We start from the raw sequence: 25,993 nt of genomic DNA, 5'->3' as shown, positions 1-25,993 counted from the left end.
AGGCCCGGCGCCCGTGCTGGCCTTCCCCCCGGCCAAACGGGTGCCGGACCGCTTCAGCAGCGCGCGCCGCGACCGCTGCCTCCGAGCCTGTACCTTTTCCACCGCCGAGCCCAATGACTTGTGGATGACCCCAGAATCGCCGGATGGTTGGTGGCCGGTTTCACCCAGCGGCACTAGGGTAGCGGAATGGCGACGGCGAACTTCATCGAAGAGCTCCAACTAGCCGCGGATCGCAGCGCGGAGATGTCGGGCGCCGACCTGAGGGCGCTGATTCGCCGGGCTGCCCTGCTGTTGCGAAATGCGCGCGGCGGCGACGTGAACCTGGAAGCCGACGTCGAGGTTGCGCTGGAGGGCGTGGCGGCCGAGAGGCGGGTCTCGAAACCGCAATTGCTGCGCTTGATCGTCAGGCAGTGGCTGATCGTCAACTCCGATCTGCCCTTGTACAAGATGGACGAAGAAGCCTGACGGAGCGTCCGCGCGTCTACTCCGCCGCGTTTCGTTCCTTTATGGCCCGGTATTCGCTCTCCCAAGGCAACGCGTCGAAGTCGGGCTTGTGCCGCCCGGCACGATACGCGCTTTCAGTGACGTATGTGCCTTTGGCCCCCTCCAGGACGCAGGCGAATGGCGGATCTCCTGGACATCGGTAGAGGCCAACTGCTTTCACGTAGACACCGCCCTTCGAGGTTGCCTGACTTTCAAGACTTCGAAGCTCCCACGGACAGTCGCGCCCTGTCGCCATTCATTGTGATGATGAGACGGCGGCGCTTCGTTAGGAGGCGAGCCTCGCCGGAGCGTCAACTGCTGCCAGGCGATTGCGCTTGCGAATGCACAACTGCTCCGCAACCTCAGTGGGCGGATCAGTTGTGCCGACTTTCCACAACCGACTTGACCTTTTTTGGGTGGATTTTGCCGGAACTCCCCGGAATCCTGCGGGAAATTGCCTAAACGCCGGGCAGTTTGACCCTGACTGTGGCATTTCTGCCACCAATATTTTCGACAACCCCTGCTAGAAGACGGCCGGGTTTAAATTGGGGTCATGGGGTTATGTTTCTTCGTATTTCTGCGAAATCCGTTTTGCTGGGCGCCGTTTCGGCGCTCGCTTTGATGTCGGCCGCGCATGCCGCCGACGTCGTCCAGGAGCAGGCGGCTCCGGGCTTCAACTGGAGCGGTCTCTATGTCGGCTTCGGTGTCGGCGCCGGTGCCAATGTACATGAGATCGGCACCGATTTCGCTCCGATTTCGCTCAACGGCATCGGCGGCGAAGGCATCTTTGGCCAGGCTACCGTCGGCTACGATTACATGGTGTCGCAGCGCTTCCTGCTCGGCGGCCTGCTCGACGCGCATGTCGGCACGATCAAGACCTCGCTCGATGCGTTCGGCCTCAATGCCGATGTCAAGGAAACCTACGGCTTCGACGTCGGCGTGCGCGCCGGCTATCTCGTGACGCCGAGCACGCTGGGCTACGTCCTGGGCGGCTACGCCTGGCAGAAGTACAAGCTCGACACCAATGCCGGCTTCGGCATGGACTGGGACCAGGGCGGTTACTTCGTCGGTGCCGGTGTCGAAACCGCCATCAACAGCAACTGGACGCTCAAGGGCGAGTACCGCTACACCCGCTTCAGCACCAAGGACGATCTCCTGTCACAATTCGGCGCGCCGGACGGCGCACTCAACCTCGATACCTCCCGCCATACTTTCGAGGTCGCTGCCAGCTACCGCTTCAACGCGGCCAATGGCGGTGGCGCGAGCTTCGAGACGCCGACCTACAACTGGACCGGCTTCTATGTCGGCGGCGGGCTCGGCGCCGGCGCGTCGGTGCATCAGCTCGAAGTTCCGCCGGCCGGCGTGAAGCTCAACGGCATTGGCGGCGAAGGCGTGTTCGGCGAGGCCAGCCTCGGCTACGACCAGGACTTCGGCACCTGGGTTGCGGGCGTTCTGGTCGACGCGCGCTATTCCGGCATGACCTCGAAGCTCGATCTCGGCGGCGGCTCTATCAACCTCGACACCGACTACGGCTTCGACGTGCTCGGGCGCGTCGGCATGAAGGTCAACGAAGCGACGCTCGCCTACGCGCTGGCCGGCTACAGCTGGCAGCATTTCGACCTCAACGCTTCCGACCCGATCGGCGACATCGTCGACTGGGGGTCGAGCGGCTTCTCGGTCGGCGCCGGCCTCGAAACGGCCGTGTCGGACAAGATGACGGTCGGCCTCGAATATCGCTACTCGCAGTTCGAAAAGCACGATTTCTCGTCGGTGCTCGGCGCGCCGGACGGCACCATCACCTCGACGCCGTCCTTCCACACCGTGCGCATCGACGCCAAGTACAAGTTCAACTAAGCAAGGGCCTCCAGCCAAAGCAAAGAAAGCCCGCCGAATGGCGGGCTTTTCTTTTTGCCGGGTCACTCCGCGCAGCTTTCCCTCCTGAAGGTGCGGAGCCCAACTTGACAATTGAGAAAGTAGCGCCCGCTCCGTTCGCTTTAGGAAAGTTGTCGTGGGCCGTTCGGTCTCGTACTCTGCCCGCCTGCGTCAGTCGCGCGAGCCCTTTATTTGATTGCGCTCTTTGACCGAACGATCGGGGGCAAGGTGCCCCCGATCTCGAGATTTGCGCACAGTTCGTCAAATGAGGAAGACACTGGCGTCCGGATGCGGCTGGTTGTTCATGGCGTCGAAGGCGTTGGCGACATCGTCTATCCCCGGTTGTCCGGTCAGGCCGAAGTTGTTGGTCGGGGCGCCGGTGTCGTTGAGGACATCCCGCACCGCGGCCGTCACCTCGCCCGGTTGCAGCGTGTGGTCGTGGTTCGCGTCGATCAGATTGAGAATAGAGATGATGGCCGGATTCGAGCTGGTCGACGCGGAGAAACTGAAATTGAGCTCCGGTTTTCCGCCGGGGCCGTCGGGCACGGCAGTGACGGCAGCGGAGAGAAACGCCGCAGCCGAGGAACGTTCGAGGTGGTTCACGCCACCACCGTGGGCTCCCAGCGCATCCGCGATCGAGGGTGTTCCGGGGATCTTCGACAGGTTCTGGAAACCGAAGATGGTTTCAAAGGAGGTCTTGGAGGTCCAGCCCGAATGGAACTCGCCCAATTCCTGGTTCAAGATATCGATGTGGTTCTTCCAGAAGCCAGGCGTCAAGCCCTGACCGGCCGGTGGCAGGAAGTTGGTGAAGTCGTTGCCGGTGTCGACGCCGCCGCTGCCGGGATTGTCGACCGTCTGCACGAGGATGCCGGTCTGCTGCGAGCCGGCCGGCACCACTTCGTAGATGCTCTTGCCGACATCCGCGAGCGTCAGACCGCCGATCGACCAGGCGCCACCGGCCCCCGTCGTCGTTGAAAGGTCGCCGGCGTCAAACACGTGGTTGCCGTTCTCGTCGATGTAGATCGTCACAGGATCGTGCGACCATGGAATGTCGTCCGCCGTCTTACCGTCGCCGGTCAGGTCCTCGTACTTGGTGCCCGAGACCGAGAAGAACTTGAAGTTGGCGAAGTCGAGATCGTCCTGGTTGGTGCCCGAGGTGCCGGTGATGGTATAGCCGGCCTGGCCCAGCGTCTGCACCGAGCCGCCCGGCAGGACCTCGTAGACCTTGTCGCCGGCATAGCTGGCGTCGAGCCCGGTGAACTGCCAGAAGCCGTTGGCGTCCGTCGTCGTCGACAGCTCGCCGAGGTCCAACGTCTGGTTGTTGTTGGCGTCGATGAAGATGGTGACGCCGGCCCATGCCTTGTCGTCGGAGGTGTGGCCGGGCGTGCCGTCGTCGCCGTTGACGTCCTCGAACTTGTGACCGGAGATCTCGAACAGCTTGAAGTTGGCGAAGTCGAGATCGTCCTGGTTGGTGCCGGAGGTGCCGGTGATGGTATAGCCGGCCTGGCCCAGCGTCTGCACCGAGCCGCCCGGCAGGACCTCGTAGACCTTGTCGCCGGCATAGCTGGCGTCGAGCCCGGTGAACTGCCAGAAGCCGTTGGCGTCCGTCGTCGTCGACAGCTCGCCGAGGTCCAACGTCTGGTTGTTGTTGGCGTCGATGAAGATGGTGACGCCGGCCCATGCTTTGTCGTCGGAGGTGTGGCCGGGCGTGCCGTCGTCGCCGTTGACGTCCTCGAACTTGTGACCGGAGACCTCGAACAGCTTGAAGTTAATGAAGTCCTGGTTGGTCAGGTCCTGGCCGCCGGTCAGGCTGTTCTGGTTGATCTGCACCGGGCTCAGATGCGTCCAGCCCGCCTTATCTTCTTCCTTGATGATGTAGTCGCCAGGCGCCAGCCCGGTGAACTGGTAGGCGCCTGTGCCATCAGTCGTCGTCTGTGCCACCTGCTCGCCGGCATCGGCGACGTTGTTGTGGTTGGCGTCGTTGTAGAGCGTGATCGTCCAGTTGCTCACCCCGGTCTCATCGCCGGTCGTCGCCAGGTTGCCGTCGGCGTCGACATATTTGTGACCCGAGATCGAGCCGAGCTGCGTGTTGATGAAGTCCTGGTTGGTCAGGTTCTGGCCGGAGGTGACGTTGTTCTGGTTGATCTGCACCGGGCTTACATGCGTCCAGCCCGCCTGGTCCTGTTCCTTGATCAGGTAGTCGCCGGGCAGCAATCCGGTGAACTGGTAGAGGCCGTTGGCGTCGGTCGTCGTCTGCGCCACCTGCTCGCCGGCATCGGCGATGTTGTTGTGGTTGGCGTCGTTGTAGAGCGTGATCGTCCAGCCGCTCACCACGGTGCGGTCACCGGTCGTCGCCAGGCTGCCGTCGGCGTCGAGATATTTGTGGCCCGAGATCGAGGCCAACTGGAAATTGCCGAAGTCGTTGTTGTGGCTGTCCGCGCCGGCCACCACGGTGATGTTGTATTCGCCCTGCGCATTGTTCGGCGCATCCTGCGACCATCCCGCCTGCTGCACCTCGCGAACCGTGTAGGTGCCGGGCGTGACCGTGAATTTGTAATAGCCGTTTGCGTCGGTGAAGGTGAACGGTTCGCCCGCGTCCCACGTGTTGTTGTTGTTCACATCCAGATAGATCTTCCAGCCGGCGAGCGCCGGCTCCCCGGCCTCCCAGACGTGGTCGGCGTTCAGGTCGTTGAACTTGTGGCCATCGATCACCTGGCCGATCTGGCGATTCCATTCCTCAAAACCGGAATCAGCGGTCCAGGTGCTCGGCGCCGATTCCGTCTGACCTTGAAAGGTGCCGGCCTGGTAGCCGAAGCCGGAATAGAGATAGATAAAGGGCTTAGTCGGATCGAAACTGGCGACCGGAATGAGGAACGACATGTCGGTGGTGTTGCCGCTGCCCGGCTGGAGCTCACCGTTGAGGCCGACGAACTTATCCCCGCCTTGATCCATATTGTAGATCATCGTGGCGCCGTCAGCGACCGGGAAGGCGCCGGTTCCCTGATCCGGATTTGCTCCGGGCGCGTAATTGCTCAAATTGCCGGCGGTGGCCTGCCAGATCTGGAGCGTATCCAGGGAAAGGTTCTGCGCGGCGGACGTGTTGGACTCATTGATGTCGAGATCAAATCGATAGTAACCGACACCATTCACGTATTGGATCGGAATGTCGGCGATGTTCAGTGAATGAACATACTGACTGCCGCCCTTTTGGGTATCATCGAGCACTTTGACATTGTCGTCGGTGTTGTAGCCCTGCTCCGTGCCATTGTTCTGAATGCGGACGAAGGGATCAAGCAAACCCGTTCCGGCGCCGGTGGCGACATCCGAGGACGAAAAGATCGCGCCGTTGATCGTCACGGAGGTTTTGAAAGTTAGATCGACCAGGGTCGCGGCGTCGGTGAAATTCACCGTCGAGACCTGGCCGCTTGCCTGGTCCGTCGCCGTCAGCGTGAAGGCCTGGTTTGCCGCGTCGCCGTTGACGTACCACGACGTCTGGATCGAGCCGTTGACGACGCCATCGAGATCGCCGACGCCACCATCGGTGACGGTCCAGGGCGTGCCGGTGCCGGTCAGGTCGTATGTAAGCACGTCGTCGGCAGTACCGAGGATTCCGTCAGCGCCGGCGCTGCGATGCGCGACCAAGAACGACAGCGAACCGCCATCCGCTACGTCGGTAGCCGTGATCCCGACGGTCTCGCCGGGGGCGTAATCCAGATCCGCCTGGTCGAGGGAGACGGCGAGCGGCGGAAGGGGATTGGAGGAAGTGCTTTCAGTCGTGGTGGATGTGGTGAGCGGATCGCCTGTCAGATTGTCGGTAATATCGCCAGTGGCCATGACATTTCCCCTTCAATTCGAATGCGGTTACGTTCCGTATCTGCTGTCCATTTTCCCGCCGGAGCGGGTTTACTGTCTGAAGGCTCGGGTGATCTGGTCCTGCAACGGCTTCACCAGGTAGGAGATCACCGAACGGTCTTCGGTCTTGATGAAGGATTCCACCGGCATGCCCGGCACAAGCTTGACCTCGCCCAAACGCGAGACCTGGGCGGCGGTCGTCTTGATGCGCACGGTGTAGTAGGTGGCGCCGGTGCGCTGATCGGTTGTGATATCGGGCGAGGTCCGCTCGACCACGCCGTCGATCTGCGGCGTCGTGCGGGTGTTGAACGCCGAAAAGCGCAGCGAGGCCGACTGGCCGACCCATAGCTTGTCGATGTCGCTCGGCGTGATCTTGGCTTCCACGGCAAGGCTGTCATTGTCCGGCACGACCTGCATGATCGTCTGGCCGGGCGTGACCACGCCGCCGATCGTATAGGCGAGCGACTGCTGCACGATGCCGTCCTGCGGCGCGCGAATGTCGACACGCTTCAGCTGATCCTCGGCTGCGACCTTGCGCTCCAGAAGCTCGCCCATCTTGCCGTCGATGTCGCGCAGGTCGCTGTTCACCTCGGTGCTGTGGTCGAGCTCGATCTGGATGATCTGCAGCTTGGTCTCCGCGATCTTGCCCTGCGCTTGCGCCTGCGCGGCTATGAGCTGGCCACGCTCACCATCGAGGCGCGTGGCCTCGCGCTCGGTCGAGGTCAGGCGATCGATCGAGATGAGCTTCTTGGCCCAGAGCGTGCGCACCGAAGCGAGCTCCTTTTGCACCAATTGGATCTCCTTGCTCTTGGCATCGGCCTGCGCGACGTCGCCGGAGATCTCCTTCTCGAGCTGGGCAATGCGCTCGCCAAGCTGGCTCTTCTGGCCGGCGCGGGAGGTGCGCCGGGTCTCGAAGTGCAGCTTTTCACCGGCCACCGCCTCGGCGACGTCAGGATCGGCGACGCGATCCAAAAGCTCACGCGGAAAGACGATGGAGTCGCTCCCCTGGCGCTCCGCATCGAGCCGGGCCTTGCGCGCCGTGAGCTGGTCCAGCGCCTTGCTCACCACCGCGAGATTGGCGGCTGGAACGGTACGGTCGAGGCGCAGCAGGAGGTCGCCGGCCTTCACCTTGTCGCCATCGCGGGCATCGATCTCGGCGATGACGCCGCCGGTCGCGTGCTGCACGTTCTTGACGTGGGAATCGACGACGAGCGTGCCGGGCGCGATGACCGCCCCGGCAATCTCGGTGACCGATGCCCAGCCGCCGACGCCGCCGGCAAGCAGAAGCACGGCTCCGAGCCCAAGCCGTGTGTAGAAGCGGATCGACATTTGGGAGGCGCCCAACGCAGCCATGTCAGTTCCCTCCCCCGGTTCGGGTGGCGGCAGTCACGGGGGCTGTTTCCGCGGCCATCCGCGGCGGCGGGCTGCCTGACGGGACCGACCGCAGCATCGGGAACATCTTGGCGAAAACCTCGTCCTTCGGTCCGAATTCGTGCATGCGCCCCTGGTTCATCGCCATGATGAAATCGACGGCGGTCAGCACGTTCGGACGATGGGCGACAATGACGACAATGCCGCCGCGCTCGCGAACGCCGAGCATCGCGCGGATCAACGCCTGCTCGCCGTCCATGTCGAGATTGGAATTCGGTTCGTCGAGCACCACGAGGAACGGATCGCGGTAGAGCGCGCGGGCCAACGCGATGCGCTGACGCTGGCCGGCCGAAAGCGCCTCGCCATGGTCGCCGATCTCGGTCTCATAGCCCTGGCGGAAACTGACGATCAGCTCATGCGCGCCGGCGGCCTTGGCCGCGGCGATGATCGCGTCGGCGTCGGCGTCCGGTTCGAAGCGGGAGATGTTTTCGGCGACGGTGCCGGCGAACAGCTCCACGTCCTGCGGCAGGTAGCCGATATGGCGGCCGCGCTCCTGCGAGGACCATTGGTCGAGGTCGGCGCCATCGAGCTTGACGCGACCGGCTATGGGCTGCCAGGCCCCGACGAGAGCCCGCACCAGGGTGGACTTTCCCGATCCGCTCGGTCCGATGATGCCCAGCCCATGGCCGGCTTCCATGGCGAAGCTGGCGTCCTGGACCAGCAACCGCTGCACCCCCGGAGCCGCGATGGAGGCGTTTTGCATCACCACGCTGGCGCTCGGCGCCGGCAGTTGGAGCGGTTCGGTCTCAGCGGGCATTGCCGCCAGCACTTTGGTCAACCGTTGCCAGCCCTGGCGCGCGCTTGCGAAACCTTTCCAGTTGGCGATCGCGAGATCGACCGGTGCCAGCGCGCGGCCGCTGAGGATGGAAGCGGCGATGATGACGCCCGCCGTCGCCTCCTGTTCGATCACAAGCCAGGCGCCGATGCCGAGCATCGACGACTGCAGCAGCATGCGCAGCACTTTCGATACCGCGCCGAAGCTGCCGGCAACGTCGCTGACCTTGCGCTGGTCGGCAATGAATTCGAGGTTGGCATCTTGCCAGCGCGACGCCAGCCCGCCGGCCATCCCCATGGCGGCGACGACTTCAGCATTGCGCGTGCCGGCGGTGATAAGCCCGCCGCGCCGGTTCCCGCTCAAGGTGGCGGCCGATACCGGTTGTCGCGTCAGCCGCTCGGCAAGCAGGGTCAGCACGACCAGCACCATCGCCCCGAGCAGCGCCGTCACGCCGAGCACCCAGTGGAACATGAAGATGATGACCAGGTAGATCGGCATCCATGGCAGATCGAAAAGCGCCGTCGGACCCATGCCGGACAGGAAGCCGCGCACGCTGTCGAGATCGCGCATCGGCTGCAGGCTGTCGCCGTCGCGCCCGGCCTTCAGCGGCAGTCTCAGCATCGAGGTATAGACGCGGTGGCCGAGCGCCTCGTCGAGCGCACCGCCGATCCGCACCAGAACCCGCGCCCGCACGAAATCGAGAAAGCCCTGTCCGCAATAGAGGATGACGAGCAGGATCGTAATGCCGACGAGCGTCGGCAGGCTGCGGCTTGGCAGCACGCGATCATAGACCTCGAGCATGTAGAGCGAGCCTGCAAGCATCAGCACGTTGAGCATGCCGCTGAACAGGCCGACCGCGAGGAAGGCCGAGCGGCAGCTGGCAAGTGCCGCGGCGAGCTCCGAGCGAGCGGAGCCGGACCGCCTCTTGCCAACCGGTCTCGACGCCGACGGCTTGCCGCCCGGCAAGATCCGGCGGGGCGTGTCGGCTATGGCGTTCCGTATCGTCTGAAGCGCGTCAGCGCGGGCACGAAATATGGCCAGTATGCCGAAACCCGCCAGCGCCAGGGCGAGGAGCATCGGCCCCATCGATACATGCCGGCCGGAGCCAAAGAGAAAGTATCCGACAACGCATGCGACCAGCGTCAAGCCAAAAAGCCTGACCTTCGCCTGCACCGAACCAAATCTCGCTTTGCCGATCCACCGGAGCGACGCGCTACTGAACCCCACGGCCACGACTCGCCTTTCACATCCCGGGCGCGTCAGTTGCCGCCGTTGGCATGAATGGCCGCGCAAGGCAGGCCAAACACCCATGCCAAGGGGCGCTGAGATCAGCGCCTACTCCGTAAAGGGAGGATTTGCATAACGTCGAGCAAGCCGCACCAACTGCTCTGGCCGGCGAGTGGCGGCTCTCGACGGCTTACTGCTCAAGGATGACGGCGACGGCGGCGAAAATGCCGCAATGCGATTCCTACCCCAGTAGCGCCGTTACTCGTTGTTGCCGGTCGGGAGGCTTTTCACGCTACTCTTATATTAGCACATTATTAACTCTACCGGAGCGAGCGTCAACGGGCATTTCTGTAAAGAATTAGCGACAAGACCGAAGCCTGTGCGCGATAAGCGGCCAGCCAGCATAAAGAATACTTCACGTTATTCTTAGGTCCATCCCTATGGGAGACCTATGCGCTGTACCATCAGACTTCAGGCGTCGGACCTCGGTCGCCATCCCATCCGCCTGAAGGGATGCGCGCAGAGCGGAGCTTTCAGACCACCTTCTTCTTCCCGCGCCTGCCGCCATGCGCCTCCACCGCCTTCTCGACGGCGCGCTTCAGTTCGTCCTTGATCTCGATTGTCTCGGCCAGCAGCGCCTCGATCTTGAGGAAATCGAGCACACGGTATTTCGAGACTTTCGGGCGTATCAGGATATGGGGCTGAGACTGCTGCAGCTTGTTGGCGATGATCGACTGCATCATCAATTGCGAGGCGCCATACATCAGGTCGACCGTGGTCGGATGCCTGCGTTCGGCGTCGCTCGGCGCGCCGACCACGTCGATCGCGATGATGATGTCGGCATCCCTTTCGAGCAGATCGAAAGGGACGGGATTGTAGATGCCGCCGTCGATCAGCAGGCAGCCATCGCGCACCACAGGCCGGAACACCGCCGGAATGGCGGCCGAGGCCGCGAGCGCAGAATGCAGTTCGCCCTCGGCGAACACCGCGAGTTTGTGACCGAAATAGTCGGTCGCCGCCACCTTGAGCGGAATCTTCAGCTCCTCGAAGGTATCGGGAATATCCCCAGGCAGGAATGCCTTCAGGATGCGCTCGATGTTGAACTGGCCGACGCGTATGCCGCCCTGCATGGCTTCGGCGATCGTGCCCGGCCGCGACCGCCACATGCGCGCCGCCATTTCGGCACGGCTGCCGAGGATCGAACGGGCGTATTCGTGGATCTGCGGTCCGGTCATGCCGGCGGCCATGCCGGCGCCCATGATTGCGCCGATGGACGAGCCCGCGATCGCCACCGGCCTGATGCCGAGTTCGTCGAGAGCCTCGATGACATGGATGTGCGCCAGACCCCGCGCGCCGCCGCCGCCAAAAGCCACCCCGAAGGTCGGGCTCATCCCTTGCCGCCTCCCGCTATCTGCACCAGAGGCGGGCCGATGACCATCACGGCGGGATCGGCCGACAGAAGCTTCTTCGCCGCCGCCTTGACGTCGGCCAGCGTCACGGCGTTGATGAGCGAGGCGCGACGCTTCATATAGTCGATGCCGAGATCGTCGACCTGCAGTTCGACCAGCGTCGCGGCGATGGAGCTGGAGGAATCCAGGTTGTTGATGGCGTAGGCGCCGATCATGTATTTCTTGATCGCCGCAAGCTCCTCCTCGGTGGGGCCGTTCTCAGCCATGTCCTTCACCACCTGGCGCACGATCGAAAGCGTTTCGGCAGCACGGTCCGAACGCGTCGCCGTCGTCACCAGCAGCGCGTGGGAGTGCTCGTTGTCGACGAGATCGGAACTGACGCCATAGGCAAGGCCGCGCTTCTCGCGCACCTCGGCGAACAGCCGCGAGGTGAAGGTCGAGCCGCCGAGGATCTCGTTCATCAGGACCGTGGCAAAGAAATCCGGGTCGCTGCGCTTCACACCCGGCCAGGCCAACTGCAGCGAAGTCTGCGGCAAGTCGTAGTTCACTTCGAGCTGCTGCCCGAGCCTCGGCGTGACATCCGCCACCGGAGCCAGCGTCTGCTTTTCAGGCAAATCGCCGAACACCTCGTCCAGCTTGGCGCTCAGGGTCGCGGCATCGATGTCGCCGACCACCGCCACATGCAGGCCGCCGCGGGCGAAATTGGCTTTGTGGAAGGCCCGGACGTCATCGGCGGTGATAGTGGTCAGGCTGTCCTTCGTCCCCTGGTCGGAACGCGAATACGGATGCTCGCCATAGATGGCGCGCAGCCAGCGCTGCTGCGCCACCGTGTTCGGATCGCGCTCATTGGCGAGGATGCCGGAGAGCACCTGGGCGCGGATACGGTCGATCGGCGCCTGGTCGAAACGCGGCTGGTTGACGGCGAGCTTCAGCAGGCCGAACGCCTCGTTCTTTTCCTCCGACAGCATGCGCATCGAGCCGTAGGTACCGTCGCGGGCGGCCTGGAAGCTCATCTCGGCGCCGGCATCGTCGAGCTTCTGCTGGAAGGCGTCGCTGTCGAGGTCGCCGGCGCCTTCGTCGAACAGGCCGGTCATGAGGTTGACCAGGCCGCCCTTGCCGGCCGGGTCCTGCGCGCTGCCGCCGTCGAAGACGAAGCGAACGGAAATCAGCGGGATCGAATGATCCTCGACCAGCCAGGCGGTGATGCCCTTCTTCGACTTCACCTCCTGGATGTTCATCTCCGCGCGGGCAGCGAGCACCGGCAAAAGCAAGAAGAACAGGGCGAAGCAAAGGGTGGCAACGGCGCGATAGAGCTTGCCTTCCTCGCGTGCCGAAGCGGCAGGTACGCTCACGCGGCCAAGAACCATGCTCATCATCAATTCCCCGCCTGCTGCTGCGGCAAGAGATAACCGGTGGTCGAGCGATCGAGCGCCAGATAGCGGGCGGCGACCGCCTTGACCTCGTCGGCGGTGACCTTGCGGATGCGGTCCGGCCATTCCTCGACATCCTTGACATTGCCGCCGGTGGCAAGTGTCGAACCATACATGTTGGCCATGTCGTCCTGCTTGTCGCGGGCAAAGATCATCGAGCGCACATAGCGGGTCTTGGCCCGCTCCAGCTCATCATCGCTCACGCCATCCTTGACGATGCGGGCGATCTCGGCATCGACCGCCGCCTCGACATCCGAAAGCCTGGCGTCGCCGCGCGGCGCGCCATAGACGGTGAAGTTGGTGGCGTCGAGCATCGTGCCCTGGAAATAAGCGGCCGCGTCGGAGGCGATCCCCTGCTTGACGACGAGCCCCTGGTACAGCCGGCTCCGGTTGCCGCCGCCGAGGATCTCGGCAAGCAAATCGAGCGCCTCGGCTTCACCGGGCTTGGCCGTGTGATAGGACGGCACCACCCATTGCGTGGAAAAGCTCGGGACCGAAACGCGCGCGTCGGTGAGCGTCACCGTCCGCTTTGTGTTCTGCTCCGGTTCGACCGGGCGGATGCGCGGGCGCAGATCGGGACCGCGCGCCACCTTGCCGTAGGTGCGCTCTGCCATCGCCTTGACGGCGTCCGAATCGACGTCGCCCGCGACCACCAGCACCGCGTTGTTCGGCCGGTAGTAGTTGTCGTAGAAGGCTGTCGCGTCGGGACGGTTGAGTTGCTCCATCTCCTGCATCCAGCCGATCACCGGAATGCGGTAGGGCTGGTTCTGCCAGAGCGTGGCATCGACCTCCTCGTCGAGCACCGCCTGCGGGTTGCTGTCGATGCGCGAGCGGCGCTCCTCCAGGATGACGTCGCGCTCGGTCTTGATGACATCGTCAGTCAGGATGAGGTTGCGCATGCGGTCGGCCTCGAAGCCCATCATCTGTTCGAGCGCCGAAGGCGGCACCGTCTCGTGGAAGGCGGTGTAATCATAGGAAGTGAAGGCGTTGTTTGAGCCGCCGATCTCGGACACGGCACGGTCGAACTCGCCCGCGGCATGGTTGGTCGTGGCCTTGAACATCAGATGCTCGAAGAAATGGGCGATGCCGGATTTGCCGGGCGGCTCGTCGGCGCTGCCGATCTTGTACCAGACCATATGGGTGACGATCGGCGCGCGGTGATCCGGGATGACGACGACTTCCATACCGTTGTCGAGCAGGAAATCCTTGACCTCGCCATCGTCGGCCGCACGGGCCGGAACCGCCGCCGCAAGCGCCAGCGTGAGAAGCGCCGCGCGCAGCCCAATCCGCGTTGGTGTCATCAAGTTCTCCGGTCCTGGTTGCGCGACGATAGGCAACGTTGTTGGCGAGGCAAAGTGAATTGTGAGTCATTTTCGAGGCGGCGCTAGCCCGCTTCAATGAAGCGGATGACCGTCTCCCCATAGCCGCGCTCGTCCACCACGGAAAAACCCGGACCTGCCTCGAACGGCGCAGAGGCAGCCTCCTCGACCACGCAGAGCGCGCCGGGCAGAAGCCAGCCCCCGGCTTTGGCCGAGCGCAGCGCGCGCTCGCCCAGCCCCTTGCCATAGGGCGGGTCGGCAAAAACCAGGCCAAAGGGCGAGATCGTGCCGGCTTCGCCGAGATGGGTGGCGTCGCGGCGGAAGATCTTGGTGCGGCCGGTTAGCCCGTAGGCCTCGACATTCTCCCGGATCAGGCCGCGACCCTCCGTCGATTCCTCGATGAAGACGCAGTAGGAGGCGCCGCGCGACAAAGCCTCCAAACCGAGCGCGCCGGTGCCCGCGAAGAGATCGAGCACACGGCCGCCTTCGAGCTTTTCGGCGTGGCGATGTGCCAGGACGTTGAACAGCGCCTCGCGGGTGCGGTCGGTGGTCGGGCGGATGGCATTGCTTTTTGGCGTCGCCAGCGGACGCCCGCGGAACTCACCGCCGACGATCCGCATCGCCGCCCCTTTTCGGACCACGCGGCCTATCGTTGCCGCTCTCAGGGCGCTCGCCGCGTGGCTTGTCGAACCGCTTTCCGCCCGGCTTACCACCCGGTTTGAATGCGGCCTTGCGCGCCTTTGCCTCCGCCGCCTTGGCGGCGTCGGCCTCAGCCCTGCCCTTGCCGATCGGCCGGGCGCCAGGCGCCATCCAGACATTGGCCTTGCGCTGGCCCGGCGGCTCGATCGGCCGCTGCTCGCGCTCGGATTTCTTGCCGCCGAAACGTGGCTTGTCGCCAAATCCGCCACGCGGCTTGTCGCCGAAACCACCGCGATCGGATTTCGGGCCGCGCTCGCCAAATGCCCGTTCGGGCTTGGTCGAGAGCTTGCTCAGCGCCTCGTCGCGGCTGCCCTCGCGGCGCTTGCGCGCCTTGATCAGTCCACCCTCCCCGATTGGTCGGTGGTCGCCGTCGCGCGTGAATTTTGGCCGGTCGGCCTCCTCGCGACGCGGTCCGCTGCCGCGCACCGGCTTGTTGGAGAAAGGCTTTTGGATATCGGCATCGAAATTGGCGCCGGCTTCCTCGATCAGCCGCTCGCCAAGTTGATCGCGCAGCACCCGGCCCTTGATCTCCAGCACGTGGCCTTCAGGCAGGTCCTCGAGTTGGAACGGCCCATATGAGATGCGGATCAGCCGAGTCACATCGAGACCAAGCGCGCCGAGGATGTTCTTCACCTCGCGGTTCTTGCCTTCGCGCAAGCCCAGCGTCAGCCAGGCATTGGTGCCCTGCTCACGGTCGAGCGAGGCTTCGATCGAACCGTAGAACACGCCGTCGACGGCGATGCCGTCGCGCAGGCCGGCAAGCGCGCTCTCCTCGACCTTGCCGTGGACGCGCGCGCGGTAGCGCCGCAGCCAGCCGGTGGCCGGCAGTTCGAGCACGCGCGACAGCCCGCCGTCATTGGTCAGCAGCAGCAGGCCTTCGGTGTTGATGTCGAGCCGGCCGATGGTCATCAGCCGCGGCAGGTCGGCCGGCAGCACGTCGAAGACGGTCTTGCGGCCTTCAGGATCGCGGTTGGTGGTGACGACGCCCGCCGGCTTGTGGAACAGAAAGAGGCGCGTGCGCTCGATCGGCGGGATCTCGGTGCCGTCGAGATGGATGATGTCGCTGGCGCTGACGTTGAAGGCGGGCGAGTCAAGCACCTTGCCGTTGACCTTGACGCGGCCGGCGGCGATCAGTTCCTCGGCGTCGCGGCGCGAGGCGATGCCGGCGCGCGCCAACCGCTTAGCGATGCGCTCGCCGGTTTCCGAAGCCGCTTCAGCGGGGCGCGGCCGCGGTTTGAAGCCTCCCTCCGGCTTTCCCGCGGTACCGCGCGGACGATCGCTGAAATCACGCTTCGGGCGATCGGCAAAGTCGCGTCCGGGGCGATCGCTGAACTCGCGCCTGGGGCGCTCGAAACGGCGTTCGCCGCGCTCGCCTTGGGCGGCCATCGGCCGGTCGCCGCGTGGTGTGTAGGGCTTGCGGCCTTCGCGATTCTCGACAGGCTTGCCGTCGCGCGGCGGGCCTTTGCGGAACGGCCGGGCGCCACGCTCCGCACCCTCGCCCATTTCACGCGGTTTGTAGCTGCGCTTGAAGTCTCCGCGATCGCCTTCCGCCGCGGGCCGGTCACCGCGCGGTGTGTAGGGCTTGCGGCCTTCGCGCTTCTCGAAGGACTGGCCGTCACGCGGCGGCCCTTTGCGGAACGGGCGTTCGCCGCGTTCGGCACCCTCGCCCGCTTCGCGGGGCTTATAGCTGCGCTTGAAATCGCGTGCGGGGCGCTCGCCTTCGGCGGCCTTCGGCCGATCGCGCTTCACGAACGGTTTCTTGGGACCGAGGCCCGGCTTGCCGTCGCGGCCATGCTGGCCCGTCGGTCTCGAACCGCCTTTGCGCGGCCCACGTGAAGATTTCTTGTCGTCGTCCATTACTTTGCTCGTCTTCACCTGCTACAGCGCCGCGCGCCCTTGCGGACGCCCAACGCAGGCAGTGTCATCTTGATTTTTGCGCTATGCCAGCGCGGCAAAAACCGATTCCGGTTTTCTGGGTCTCGCGCTAGATAACAGGATCACTGCCGGGTGGCGAGGAGTAATCGGAATGGAAACCGCGTGAAGCGGCCTGATTTCATGGCCCTGGCGCTCGAAGAGGCGGCGGCGGCGGCGAAACGCGGCGAAGTGCCGGTGGGCGCGGTGATCGCCAATGGCAGCACCGTGATCGCGAAAGCCGGCAACCGCACGCGCGAACTGGCGGACCCGACCGCGCATGCCGAGATGCTGGCGATCCGCGAGGCCTGCCAAAAACTCGCCAGCGAGCGGCTGACGGGGCACGACCTCTATGTGACGCTGGAGCCTTGCGCCATGTGCGCCGGCGCGATCTCCTTCGCCAGGCTGCGGCGGCTCTATTTCGGCGCCGCCGACGAGAAAGGCGGCGCGGTGGTCAACGGCGTGCGCTTCTTCGCTTCGCCCACCTGTCACCACACGCCGGACATCTATCCGGGGATCGGCGAAAGTGGCGCCGCCCTCATCCTCAAGGATTTTTTTCGCGACAGACGGGACGCGTAAGCCCGTCGACAGACGGCTCTAAAGGCCGAGCCAGTCGAACCAGCCGCCCTTCTTGCCTTCGGCCTGCGCCTTGAGGCGGCGCTCCTTCTTGTACTCGTCCTCGCCGAGTTCGTTCTGAGGCGCGGCATCGGAAGGCTGACGATAGGCAAGCGGCGGTTCGCTCAGATATTTGCGGGTGGTCGGGTCGCCCTGCTTCTGATCGGCAAGCCGGCGCTGAATCTCGTTACGGCGCGTAACGCTGGAATCATCCGGTGACCAGCGTGGTGGGTGGCTGGAGCCCGAATCAGCCATTGCCTTCTTCACCGCCACTGGGTCGGTCTGCACATCCTCGACTGTCTCCGGCTGGTAGTTCGGGTCGTTCTGATGCGCGGTAGCATCGGCGCGGATGCGGGCGCGGCGCGCCTCGGGCGATTCGGGCCAATCGGCGCTCGCCGTCTCGATGCTCTGCTGCGGCGGCGGCAGGGTTTCCTTCTGCCCCGGGCCGGGCTTCACCAGATCGGGACGTGGCTTGTAGTCGATCGGATCGCGGTGCTTCGGCGTGATCGAGGCAGCGCCGGAAACGTCATCGAAGAGTTGCGCGGCAGCCGTCTTGTCGGTTCCGTAGGTGGGCGAACTCATGCAGCCCGACAGCGCGATGGCCGATACCACAAGCGGCGCCAGCACCAGGGCGCGCGCAAACGTTCTGTCGGTCATGCCAAAAAGTCCCACTCTAACAGCCTTTCGGTCGCCACCGGCCAAGGGCACGGTCCGCTTCTTCCCCGCGTTTGCGATGGAAATCCGGCGACAATTTGTCTGCCGGAGTGTCGCGTGTTTACCTCAACCACTTATTAAGGGCAACGCGCGGGCGGATTCGCACCGCCCGACGTGGCACTTTTGCACTTATTTGATGGGTGCATGTCGTTAGCCCAAAACCGCTGCACACCCTCGGTCAAGCCCGAGGGCATGCCTTTGGGCGACATGCACTTATAAACGTCCGAGCGCCTTCAGTTCGCGCAGCACGGCCGCATCGCGGGCCGAAACATCCGGGAATTCCGGATCCTGCCCGACATCGGCGGTGTAGCGCCAGGAGCGCGTGCATTTGACCAGGCCGCGATCCTCGGCCTTTTCCACCACCACCGCCACGCCCTTGACGTCGTCGAGCGTGAAGGCGCCTTCCGGCGCCTTGCCGTGCTTGATGACAAGGTCGCTGGTGATCGCCATCTCGGCCATGTCGACATCGGCGATCGCCGCTTCCAATGCCGCGTCATCGATGGTGACCACCGGCACGGCTTCCAGCGAAGAGCCGATCAGCTTCTCGGCGCGCGCGATCTCCAGCGCCCCGGTGACGACACGACGCACCTGTCTCACCTTGCGCCATTTCTCGGCCAGCGCCTCATTGCGCCAGTTCTGCGGGATCGCCGGGAACTGGTCGAGATGCACCGAGACGGCTTCCGGATGACGGTCGAGCCAGGCTTCCTCGCTGGTGAAGGGCAGCATCGGCGCCAGCCACTTCACCAGGCATTCGAAGAGGTGGCGCACTACCTGCACGGCGGCCCTGCGGCGCAGGCTCGACGGCCCGTCGCAGTAGAGCGCGTCCTTGCGGATGTCGAAATAGAAGGCCGAAAGCTCCACCACCATGAAGTCGAGCAGCGCGCGGGTGATGCGCTTGAACTCGAAGGCGTCGTAGCCCTGGCGCAAGGCTTCGTCGAGCTCGGACAGCCGGTGCAGCATCAGCCGCTCCAGTTCCGGCATAGTCTCGACCGGCACATCGTTGCCGTCGTCATGGGCAAGCGTGCCCAGCATCCAGCGGATGGTGTTCCTGAGCTTGCGGTAGGCGTCGATATTGGTCTGCAGCACGTTCTTGCCGAGCCGCTGGTCTTCCCAATAATCGGTCGTCACGACCCAGAGCCGCAGGATATCGGCGCCAGACTGTTTGATGACGTCCTGCGGCACCACGGTGTTGCCGAGCGACTTCGACATCTTGCGGCCTTCCTCGTCCATGGTGAAACCATGGGTGATGACCGCCTCGTAGGGCGCCCTGCCCCTGGTGCCGCAGCTTTCGAGCAGCGAGGAGTGGAACCAGCCGCGATGCTGGTCCGAACCCTCGAGATAGACATCGGCCGGCCATTTGAGGTCCGGACGATCCTCGAGCGTGAAGACATGCGTCGACCCGGAATCGAACCAGACGTCCAGGATGTCCATCACCTGGTGCCACTTCGAGGCATCGTGATTGCCGAGGAAGCGCGCCTTGGCGCCCTCTGCGAACCAGGCGTCGGCGCCTTCCTTCTCGAAAGCGTCCATGATGCGCCTGTTGACGGCCTCGTCCTTAAGCACATTGCCATCCTCGTCGGCGAAGACGGCGATCGGCACGCCCCAGGCGCGCTGGCGCGACAGCACCCAGTCGGGGCGCTCCTCGATCATGGCGCGGATGCGGTTCTGGCCGGCAGCCGGAACGAAGCGGGTGTCGTCGATCGCCTTCAGCGCGCGGCTGCGCAGCGTCGTGCCGTCGCCGAGATCCTTGTCCATGTAGACGAACCATTGCGGCGTGTTGCGGAAGATGATCGGCTTCTTCGAGCGCCAGGAATGCGGGTAGCTGTGCTTCAGCCTGCCGCGCGCGAACAGCGCGTTGCGCTTGATCAGCTCGTCGATCACCGCCTGATTGGCGTTGCCCTTCTTGCCGTTGTCGTCGATGACGCGCGCGGCTCCACCCTCACGGTCCGGGCCGAAGCCGGGCGCGTCCCGGGTGAAGAAGCCGGCATCATCGACCGGGAACGGGATCGCGGTGTCGACGCCGCGCTCGCGCAGCTCCGAGGCCGCGTCCGTCCAGGCGTCGAAATCCTCGCGGCCATGGCTGGGCGCCGTATGGACGAAGCCGGTGCCGGCGTCGTCGGTGACATGCTCACCGGGGATCATCGGCACGGGGTATTCGTAACCGCCGCCGAGACCCTTGAAGGGATGCGAAAGCGTAAGGGTGGCAAGCTGTTCGGCCGAAACGCTGTGAAGCCGGTTCAAGGCGACCTTGGCCTTGGCCGCGCTTTCATCGGCGAGCGCGTCGGCAAAGATCAGCTTCTCGCCGGGCTGCGGGCCGAAGGCGTTCTCGGCCGCCGTGACCGCATAGAGGCCGTAAGCGACGCGCGGCGAATAGCTGACGGCGCGGTTGCCGGGGATGGTCCAGGGCGTGGTCGTCCAGATGACGACATGCGCCTCGACCAGATCGAGCGCGGTCCCATCCAGCGCCGGCGCGGCGCCGGCGACCGCCTGGGCGAGGCTCGCGACCGGAAACTTCACCCAGATGGTATCGCTCTCATAGTCCTGGTATTCGACCTCCGCCTCGGCGAGCGCGGTGCGCTCGACCACGCTCCACATCACCGGCTTCGAGCCGCGATAGAGCTGGCCCGACATGGCGAATTTCAACAGCTCGCCGGCGATGCGCGACTCGGCGTGGTAGGCCATGGTCGTGTAGGGATTGTCGAAATCGCCGATGACGCCGAGGCGCTGGAACTCTGAACCCTGCACCTTGATCCAATGCGTGGCGAAGTCGCGGCATTCCCTGCGGAACTCGTTGACTGGCACCTCGTCCTTGTTCTTGCCCTTGGCGCGATACTGCTCCTCGATCTTCCATTCGATCGGCAAGCCGTGACAGTCCCAGCCCGGCACGTAGTTGGCGTCGTAGCCGCGCATCTGGAAGGAGCGGTTGATGACGTCCTTGAGGATCTTGTTCAGCGCATGGCCGATATGGATGTTGCCGTTGGCGTAGGGCGGGCCGTCATGCAGCACGAATTTCTCGCGGCCGGCGGCCTCCTCGCGCAGCTTCTTGTAAAGGTCCATGTCCTGCCAGCGCTTGACCAGGCCGGGCTCCTTCTCTGGCAGGCCGGCGCGCATCGGGAAATCCGTCCGCGGCAAATAAAGCGTTTTGGAATAGTCGATCGTCTCGGACGTATCGGTCGTAGGGGTATCGGTCATCGATCTGCCATCTCAAATTGCCCGGCGGCACAAAGCTCGGGCGATATGCGTTGATTTCTGAAAAAGCGCGAGGGGCGCGCGCGAAAACTCCCGGCGGCTCCAGCGGCGCTCAGGCCACCCGGAACACCGGGCCCGTAATTCGTATCGCGATCGCGAAAAGGCGCGAAAAGCTGGTCATGGCGTGGCTTTTAGCGGATGGCGCGGCAGGAATAAAGCGCGGATTTCAAGGCAGGAAGCCGCCTCGATGAGAATTCGCCTTGCCAGCCTCCACACGCGCCGCAAAAGGCGGCGATCTATTAGGTGATCCAAACCTCCGACGGCGCCGTAGAACCAGCAGAACCGGTCAGCGAGCGGAGAACGGGACGATGCAAGGGGCGACCTCATTCCTGTGTGCCATGTTTCTCGCATCGGCTGCGCAAGCCGACGCATTCTCGGACAGCCGCGGCATATGGATGCGCGACGATGGCAATGCCAAGGTTTCAATCACGCAATGCGGACAGCAATTGTGCGCGACCAATTTATGGATCGGCGACACCAGCAAAGGCGAGCAGGCCGGCGACAAGCTGATCATGACGCTGAAACCGGCGTCGCAAGGCACTTTGACGGGAAAGGCCTACGATCCCAAACGAAACCGCACCTATTCTATGATGTTGAAGGTGACGAATGGTGGCCTCACGACGCGCGGTTGCATGGCCGCAGGTCTGATTTGTAGAAACGTCCGCTGGACGCCGGCGAACTGATTGGCGAGACGGAATGAGCCGACAAACCCCAGCACCCACCATCGTACTCTTCCGGCGCGACCTTCGCGTCGATGACAACGCCGCGCTCGCGACGGCGGCCGATCGCGGCGCTCCGGTCGTGGCGCTCTATGTTCTCGACGAGGAAACCAAGGATCTCAGGGCGATGGGAGCGGCCAGCCGTTGGTGGTTGCATCACTCGCTCGCGGCCCTTGGCCGTCGGCTTGGCCAAACCGGTGTGAATCTATTCTTGGCGCGGGGACGCACCGGCGAGGTCGTCGCCAAGGCGATTGCCGCCAGTGGCGCGGATTGGGTGCTCTGGAATCGGCGCTACGACCCGTCGGAAGCGGCGGTAGATGCCAGGCTGAAGGCGGGACTGCGCGAGAAGGGCCTCACGGCGCAGAGCTTCGACGGGGCGCTTCTGCACGAACCTTTGCTTCTCAAGACCGGATCTGGCGGGTTCTACAAAGTCTATACGCCATTTTGGAAGGCAATGACGGATAAAGTCCATGTTCGCGATCCGATCGATCCTCCGGGCCGGGTCGACGGGTGGCAGGGTGAACTGGGCAGCTTGAGCTTGAACGAGCTTGACCTGGTGCCGACCAAACCCGACTGGGCGCAAGGTCTCCGGCAGACTTGGAGACCCGGCGAAGAAGGTGCCCAAGCCCGACTTCAGGAGTTCATTGAACGCGATCTGGCCGGCTATGAGCGCCGACGCGACTTTCCGAGCAGGCTTGCAACGTCACGGCTTTCCCCACATCTCGCCTTCGGAGAAATTACGCCGTTCCAGATATTCGCCAGCCTGCGCAGATCGAAAAGCTCGGGAACGTCCAAGTTCCGTTCAGAGGTCGGCTGGCGGGAATTCTCCTATCATCTGCTGTTTCACAATCCCGGCCTTGCCCAACGCAACTTCCGGCCGGAATTCGATGCGATGTCGTGGCGCGACGACAAGCGGGCGCTTCGGGCATGGCAACACGGGCTGACGGGCTACCCGATCGTCGATGCCGGCATGCGCGAATTGTGGCGAACGGGCTGGATGCACAACCGCGTGCGGATGATCGCGGCATCCTTTCTCATCAAGGATCTCATGATCGACTGGCGCCACGGCGAAAAATGGTTCTGGGACACGCTTGTCGACGCGGACGCCGCCAACAATGCGGCAAGCTGGCAATGGGTGGCCGGATCGGGAGCTGATGCCGCACCCTATTTCCGCATCTTCAACCCGGTCCTGCAGGGCGAGAAGTTCGACCCGCAAGGCGACTATGTTCGTGGCCAAATCCCGGAAATCGGCGCATTGCCGGACCGTTACATTCACCGGCCATGGGAAGCTCCCGCTTCCCTGCTGCAAGACAGCAAGATCGAGCTCGGCAAGACCTATCCAACTCCGCTGGTGGACCACGGCGCCGCCCGAGAGAGGGCGTTGATCGTCTATCAGTCCATGAAGGATGGATCCGGAGGTTCAAGCAGCGAGGGGAAGGCTTCATGATGCGGTACGCCCTGGCTTACGCGACCACCCTGGTCGCTTTCCTGGCCATTGACGCGGTATGGCTCACGACGATGTCGCAGCGCCTGTACCGCCGCTACCTGGGCGACATGCTGGTTGATGCATTCAACCCCGTGCCGGCCGCGGCTTTCTACCTGATCTATGTCGCAGGTCTCATCATCTTTGCGACGGCGCCGGCGTTTTCAACCGGTCGGTGGACGACGGCCGCGCTCTATGGTGCGCTCTATGGGTTCTTCGCCTACGCGACCTACGATCTCACCAACCAGGCAACGATCCGGGGCTGGCCCACAATCATCACGCTCACGGATATTTGTTGGGGCTCGCTGCTCAGTGCGACAGCGGCGGTTCTGGGTTTTCTCCTGACCCGCCATTTTCTTCGCGGCGCCTGATACCGAGCTGTTCCGAGGCGGCGACAGCTCCCGACAACAGCAGGCCGATGAATACCACAAGGAAAGCAGCACTCATGGCGTTGAGCCCGGCCATGCCGCTGTTGTCGGCAGCGGTGTAATCGACCAGCGGCTGGCCGTAGAAACGCGCCGGGATGAGGTAGGCTACGGCGCTGAGCGTGACAAGGACCAATCCCAATGCCCGCTCGGCAGGCCTGAACAAGGCGGCGCACAGCAGCGCGCAGGGGATGAGGAATATCTCGACCCCCGACTCGACCCCAAACGCCTTGGTGCTAAGAATACCGTTGGCGATGCCGACCACAGACAGCATGGCGCGCGCAGCGAGCGAATGGCGGCGCGCGACTGCAGGAACCACCAGGAAAAAGGGTGTCGACAGGAAGGTCAGGAAGGACGGCCAGACCTTGTCGCCGCCGACGACCGCCCAGAGGTAAAGAGGATAAAAGGGCTGGTTCCAGGCAACGACAACCGCCACCCAGTTGGCTGCATTGCTCAACGGATCGTCATGCGCGGCATAGTCGGCGACCCGCCACCAAAGGCGCATCAGCCAGTCCATATCAGCCGGCCGGTCGCAGCAGATAGTGGCTCACGCCCCATTCCCTGCCTTGCGCATGGCCGAACAGGCCTTCGGTGGCGAGATAGAACAGCCGCCAGCGCCGCCGCCAAAGCGCTGCATCGGCGCCATAGACATCCGAGAGAATTTCGCGGATCCGGTCGCGGTTGTCGTCGAAGCGCGCCAGCCATTGGCGCGCGGTGCGCGCGTAGTGCATGCCGTTCCAACGCCAGTCGCTTTCGATCGCGAAGCAGTCCGGGAAATGGCTGATCAAGCCATGGCTCGGCATGATCCCGCCGGTGAAGAAGTGCCTGGCGATCCAGTCCGCATCGTCACGATGGTCGAAACGATAAGGGCTGCAGCGATGGCTGAAGACGTGGACGAATAGCCTGCCTTCTGGCTCCAGCCAGGTTCGGATGCGCGCAAGCAGATCACGCCAGTTCGACATATGCTCGAACATCTCGACCGAGACGACGCGATCAAACCGGTCCCGCGGCTCAAACGCGTTCATGTCCGCGGCAATGACCTCGACATTCCTGAGGCGCCGTGCCGCCGCCTGGGCCTGGATGTACAGCCGCTGCGGCCTGGAATTGGACACGGCCACGATGCGGGCCGCCGGGAAGCGCTCCGCCATGAACAGCGTCAACGAACCCCAGCCGCAGCCCAGCTCAAGGATCGACTGTCTGTCACGAAGCCGGGCGTGATCGATCGTCTGCTCCAGCGCGGCGACCTCTGCCTCGGCCAGTGTCTCGTTGCCGTTCGGATAGAGGCAGCATGAATATTTGCGATTGGGGCCGAGCGTCAGCCCAAAGAACTCGGGCGGCAGTTCGTAGTGCTGCTCGTTTGCGGCTGACGTGTGCTCCGCGATCGAATAGCGCATCATATCGGCGGCAAAGCGCCTTTCATCGACGGATCCTGCTCTCGCCAGCCGCCGCCTCGTCCTCCCGACAAGAACGCCGATGCCGTAGCGGGTCGCGCTATCCGGAATCGGCGTTCGCTCGACGGCTTGGATGGCTGATGAGATCAAACCCAACGTCATCTCCCTCCACTGACAATTGCCTGCCTCGGCGCGCCAGGCCAGAAGGCATTGACCCGTGCCTGGTAACGGCGGAACTCATCGCCACGCGAGCGCAGCATGTGCGCTTCGAGCGGCGGGATCCCGGAGACATGAACCAGCAGCCAGTACATCAGCGCCGGGCCCGCCAGTGCCGTAAAACCCCATGGATAGGCCGACGGAGATCCGACAGCGATCGCCGCATAGGCCACCCACCCAAGCCATTCGAAAAAGTAGTTGGGATGCCGGGACAGGCCCCACAGGCCGATATCGCAAACCTTGCCCCTGTTGCCCGGATCAGCGCGAAAAGCCTGCAACTGGCGATCCGCCAGCGCTTCGCCGCCAACCGCCAGCAGGATGAGCGCGATGCCGACCCAGTCGGCTACTCCCAGCCCCGACCGCGGATTGTGGGCCGCGGCCATGATCGACATGACAAGCAGGAAGGCGGCCACTGCCTGGATCTGGAGAAACCAGAACAGCCGACGCTTAAAATCCATTCCCCAGTCCTGCTTCAGCTGGGCGTAGCGTGGATCGTCGTGATCGCTGCCGATAGTCCGCGCGACGATGTGGAAGCCAAGCCGAAGTGACCAGCCGAGCGCGAGGACGGCGATTACCCATTGCCGCTGATTATTGTCGCTATCGGCTTGGGCAACAACCGCGACGAAGGCGCCGAAGATGCCGGCCGCGAAGGACCATATCGCATCGACCCAGCCCGACCTGCCGCTGCTCATCGCCACCAGCCATGCCGCCGCCATGGTCGCGGCGAGCCCGACCGCGGCAACGACGATGACTAAGACGATCCCCATCGACGG

The 25,993-nt window shown here is 64.0% G+C and carries 19 protein-coding genes; 6 read left to right on the top strand and 13 right to left on the bottom strand.

The features are described 5' to 3' along the window. Window positions 1-186: 186 nt before the first annotated feature. Window positions 187-465 carry a hypothetical protein gene (locus tag DPM33_RS13530; protein WP_112097932.1) on the top strand — a complete coding sequence of 93 codons (279 nt, stop codon included), beginning with the start codon at window positions 187-189 and terminating at the stop codon, window positions 463-465. 579 nt (window positions 466-1,044) lie between these two features. Further along, the gene (locus DPM33_RS13525; RefSeq protein ID WP_112097931.1) at window positions 1,045-2,337 is read left to right on the top strand and encodes an outer membrane protein; all 1,293 of its coding nucleotides are present in this window, start codon (window positions 1,045-1,047) and stop codon (window positions 2,335-2,337) included. Window positions 2,338-2,616: 279 nt separating this feature from the next. Here DPM33_RS13525 and DPM33_RS13520 read toward each other — a convergent pair whose 3' ends face one another. The 8 genes from DPM33_RS13520 to DPM33_RS36940 form a co-directional block, all read right to left on the bottom strand. Beyond that, on the bottom strand, window positions 2,617-6,189 hold the full coding sequence (locus tag DPM33_RS13520) for an SdrD B-like domain-containing protein (RefSeq protein WP_112097930.1): 3,573 nt from the start codon (window positions 6,187-6,189) through the stop codon (window positions 2,617-2,619). 69 nt (window positions 6,190-6,258) lie between these two features. Further along, entirely contained in the window at window positions 6,259-7,560 is a 1,302-nt protein-coding gene (locus tag DPM33_RS13515) for an HlyD family type I secretion periplasmic adaptor subunit (RefSeq protein ID WP_112097929.1), read from the bottom strand. Between the two features lies 1 nt (window position 7,561). Further along, window positions 7,562-9,499: a type I secretion system permease/ATPase gene (locus DPM33_RS13510; RefSeq protein ID WP_245442130.1), complete on the bottom strand. Its 1,938-nt coding sequence runs from the start codon at window positions 9,497-9,499 to the stop codon at window positions 7,562-7,564. Between the two features lie 674 nt (window positions 9,500-10,173). Then, complete coding sequence (locus tag DPM33_RS13505; protein WP_112097928.1) at window positions 10,174-11,031, bottom strand: patatin-like phospholipase family protein; 858 nt, start codon at window positions 11,029-11,031, stop codon at window positions 10,174-10,176. Continuing rightward, a complete protein-coding gene (locus DPM33_RS13500) occupies window positions 11,028-12,425 on the bottom strand; it encodes a M16 family metallopeptidase (protein WP_167449059.1) in 1,398 nt (465 codons plus the stop codon). Before DPM33_RS13500 ends, DPM33_RS13505 begins: the two co-directional genes overlap by 4 nt. Next, on the bottom strand, window positions 12,425-13,780 hold the full coding sequence (locus DPM33_RS13495; RefSeq protein ID WP_112097927.1) for a M16 family metallopeptidase: 1,356 nt from the start codon (window positions 13,778-13,780) through the stop codon (window positions 12,425-12,427). The genes DPM33_RS13500 and DPM33_RS13495 overlap by 1 nt, the downstream gene beginning before the upstream one ends. Window positions 13,781-13,863: 83 nt before the next feature. Further along, a complete protein-coding gene (gene rsmD, locus DPM33_RS13490; protein ID WP_245442129.1) occupies window positions 13,864-14,418 on the bottom strand; it encodes a 16S rRNA (guanine(966)-N(2))-methyltransferase RsmD in 555 nt (184 codons plus the stop codon). After that, on the bottom strand, window positions 14,399-16,354 hold the full coding sequence (locus DPM33_RS36940; RefSeq protein WP_112097925.1) for a pseudouridine synthase: 1,956 nt from the start codon (window positions 16,352-16,354) through the stop codon (window positions 14,399-14,401). The genes rsmD and DPM33_RS36940 overlap by 20 nt, the downstream gene beginning before the upstream one ends. A 180-nt stretch (window positions 16,355-16,534) precedes the next feature. Between DPM33_RS36940 and DPM33_RS13480 the strand changes: the two genes are divergently transcribed. Further along, window positions 16,535-16,987 carry a nucleoside deaminase gene (locus DPM33_RS13480; RefSeq protein ID WP_112097924.1) on the top strand — a complete coding sequence of 151 codons (453 nt, stop codon included), beginning with the start codon at window positions 16,535-16,537 and terminating at the stop codon, window positions 16,985-16,987. An 18-nt stretch (window positions 16,988-17,005) separates the two neighbouring features. Here the strand turns inward: DPM33_RS13480 and DPM33_RS13475 are convergent, their stop codons facing one another. After that, on the bottom strand, window positions 17,006-17,680 hold the full coding sequence (locus tag DPM33_RS13475; RefSeq protein WP_208648396.1) for a hypothetical protein: 675 nt from the start codon (window positions 17,678-17,680) through the stop codon (window positions 17,006-17,008). A 270-nt stretch (window positions 17,681-17,950) separates the two neighbouring features. Next, entirely contained in the window at window positions 17,951-20,929 is a 2,979-nt protein-coding gene (gene ileS, locus DPM33_RS13470) for an isoleucine--tRNA ligase (protein WP_112097922.1), read from the bottom strand. Window positions 20,930-21,294: 365 nt separating this feature from the next. On the opposite strand from ileS, the gene DPM33_RS13465 reads away from it, so the two are divergent. From DPM33_RS13465 to DPM33_RS13455, 3 genes are read left to right on the top strand one after another with little or no spacing between them, the layout of a single operon-like run. After that, on the top strand, window positions 21,295-21,669 hold the full coding sequence (locus tag DPM33_RS13465) for a DUF2147 domain-containing protein (protein WP_112097921.1): 375 nt from the start codon (window positions 21,295-21,297) through the stop codon (window positions 21,667-21,669). Between the two features lie 13 nt (window positions 21,670-21,682). Then, window positions 21,683-23,152, top strand: coding sequence for a cryptochrome/photolyase family protein (locus tag DPM33_RS13460; protein ID WP_112097920.1), 1,470 nt, complete (start codon window positions 21,683-21,685; stop codon window positions 23,150-23,152). Then, window positions 23,149-23,559, top strand: coding sequence for a DUF2177 family protein (locus tag DPM33_RS13455; protein WP_112097919.1), 411 nt, complete (start codon window positions 23,149-23,151; stop codon window positions 23,557-23,559). Before DPM33_RS13460 ends, DPM33_RS13455 begins: the two co-directional genes overlap by 4 nt. Here the strand turns inward: DPM33_RS13455 and DPM33_RS13450 are convergent. The 3 genes from DPM33_RS13450 to DPM33_RS13440 are packed head-to-tail and all read right to left on the bottom strand — an operon-like array spanning window position 23,498 to window position 25,987. Beyond that, window positions 23,498-24,118 (bottom strand): hypothetical protein, encoded by a 621-nt coding sequence (locus DPM33_RS13450; protein ID WP_245442128.1) that lies wholly within the window; start codon window positions 24,116-24,118, stop codon window positions 23,498-23,500. The genes DPM33_RS13455 and DPM33_RS13450 overlap by 62 nt on opposite strands. Window positions 24,119-24,131: 13 nt before the next feature. Next, window positions 24,132-25,160: an SAM-dependent methyltransferase gene (locus tag DPM33_RS13445; RefSeq protein WP_112097918.1), complete on the bottom strand. Its 1,029-nt coding sequence runs from the start codon at window positions 25,158-25,160 to the stop codon at window positions 24,132-24,134. Between the two features lie 2 nt (window positions 25,161-25,162). Further along, window positions 25,163-25,987, bottom strand: a complete 825-nt coding sequence (locus DPM33_RS13440; RefSeq protein ID WP_112097917.1) for a DUF1295 domain-containing protein — start codon at window positions 25,985-25,987, stop codon at window positions 25,163-25,165. Window positions 25,988-25,993: the final 6 nt, after the last annotated feature.

It is taken from the genome of Mesorhizobium hawassense, assembly GCF_003289945.1.
Taxonomy (GTDB): Bacteria; Pseudomonadota; Alphaproteobacteria; order Rhizobiales; family Rhizobiaceae; genus Mesorhizobium; species Mesorhizobium hawassense.
The sequence above is the reverse complement of the archived record's forward strand: the minus strand, read 5'-3'. Positions and strand labels throughout refer to the sequence as shown.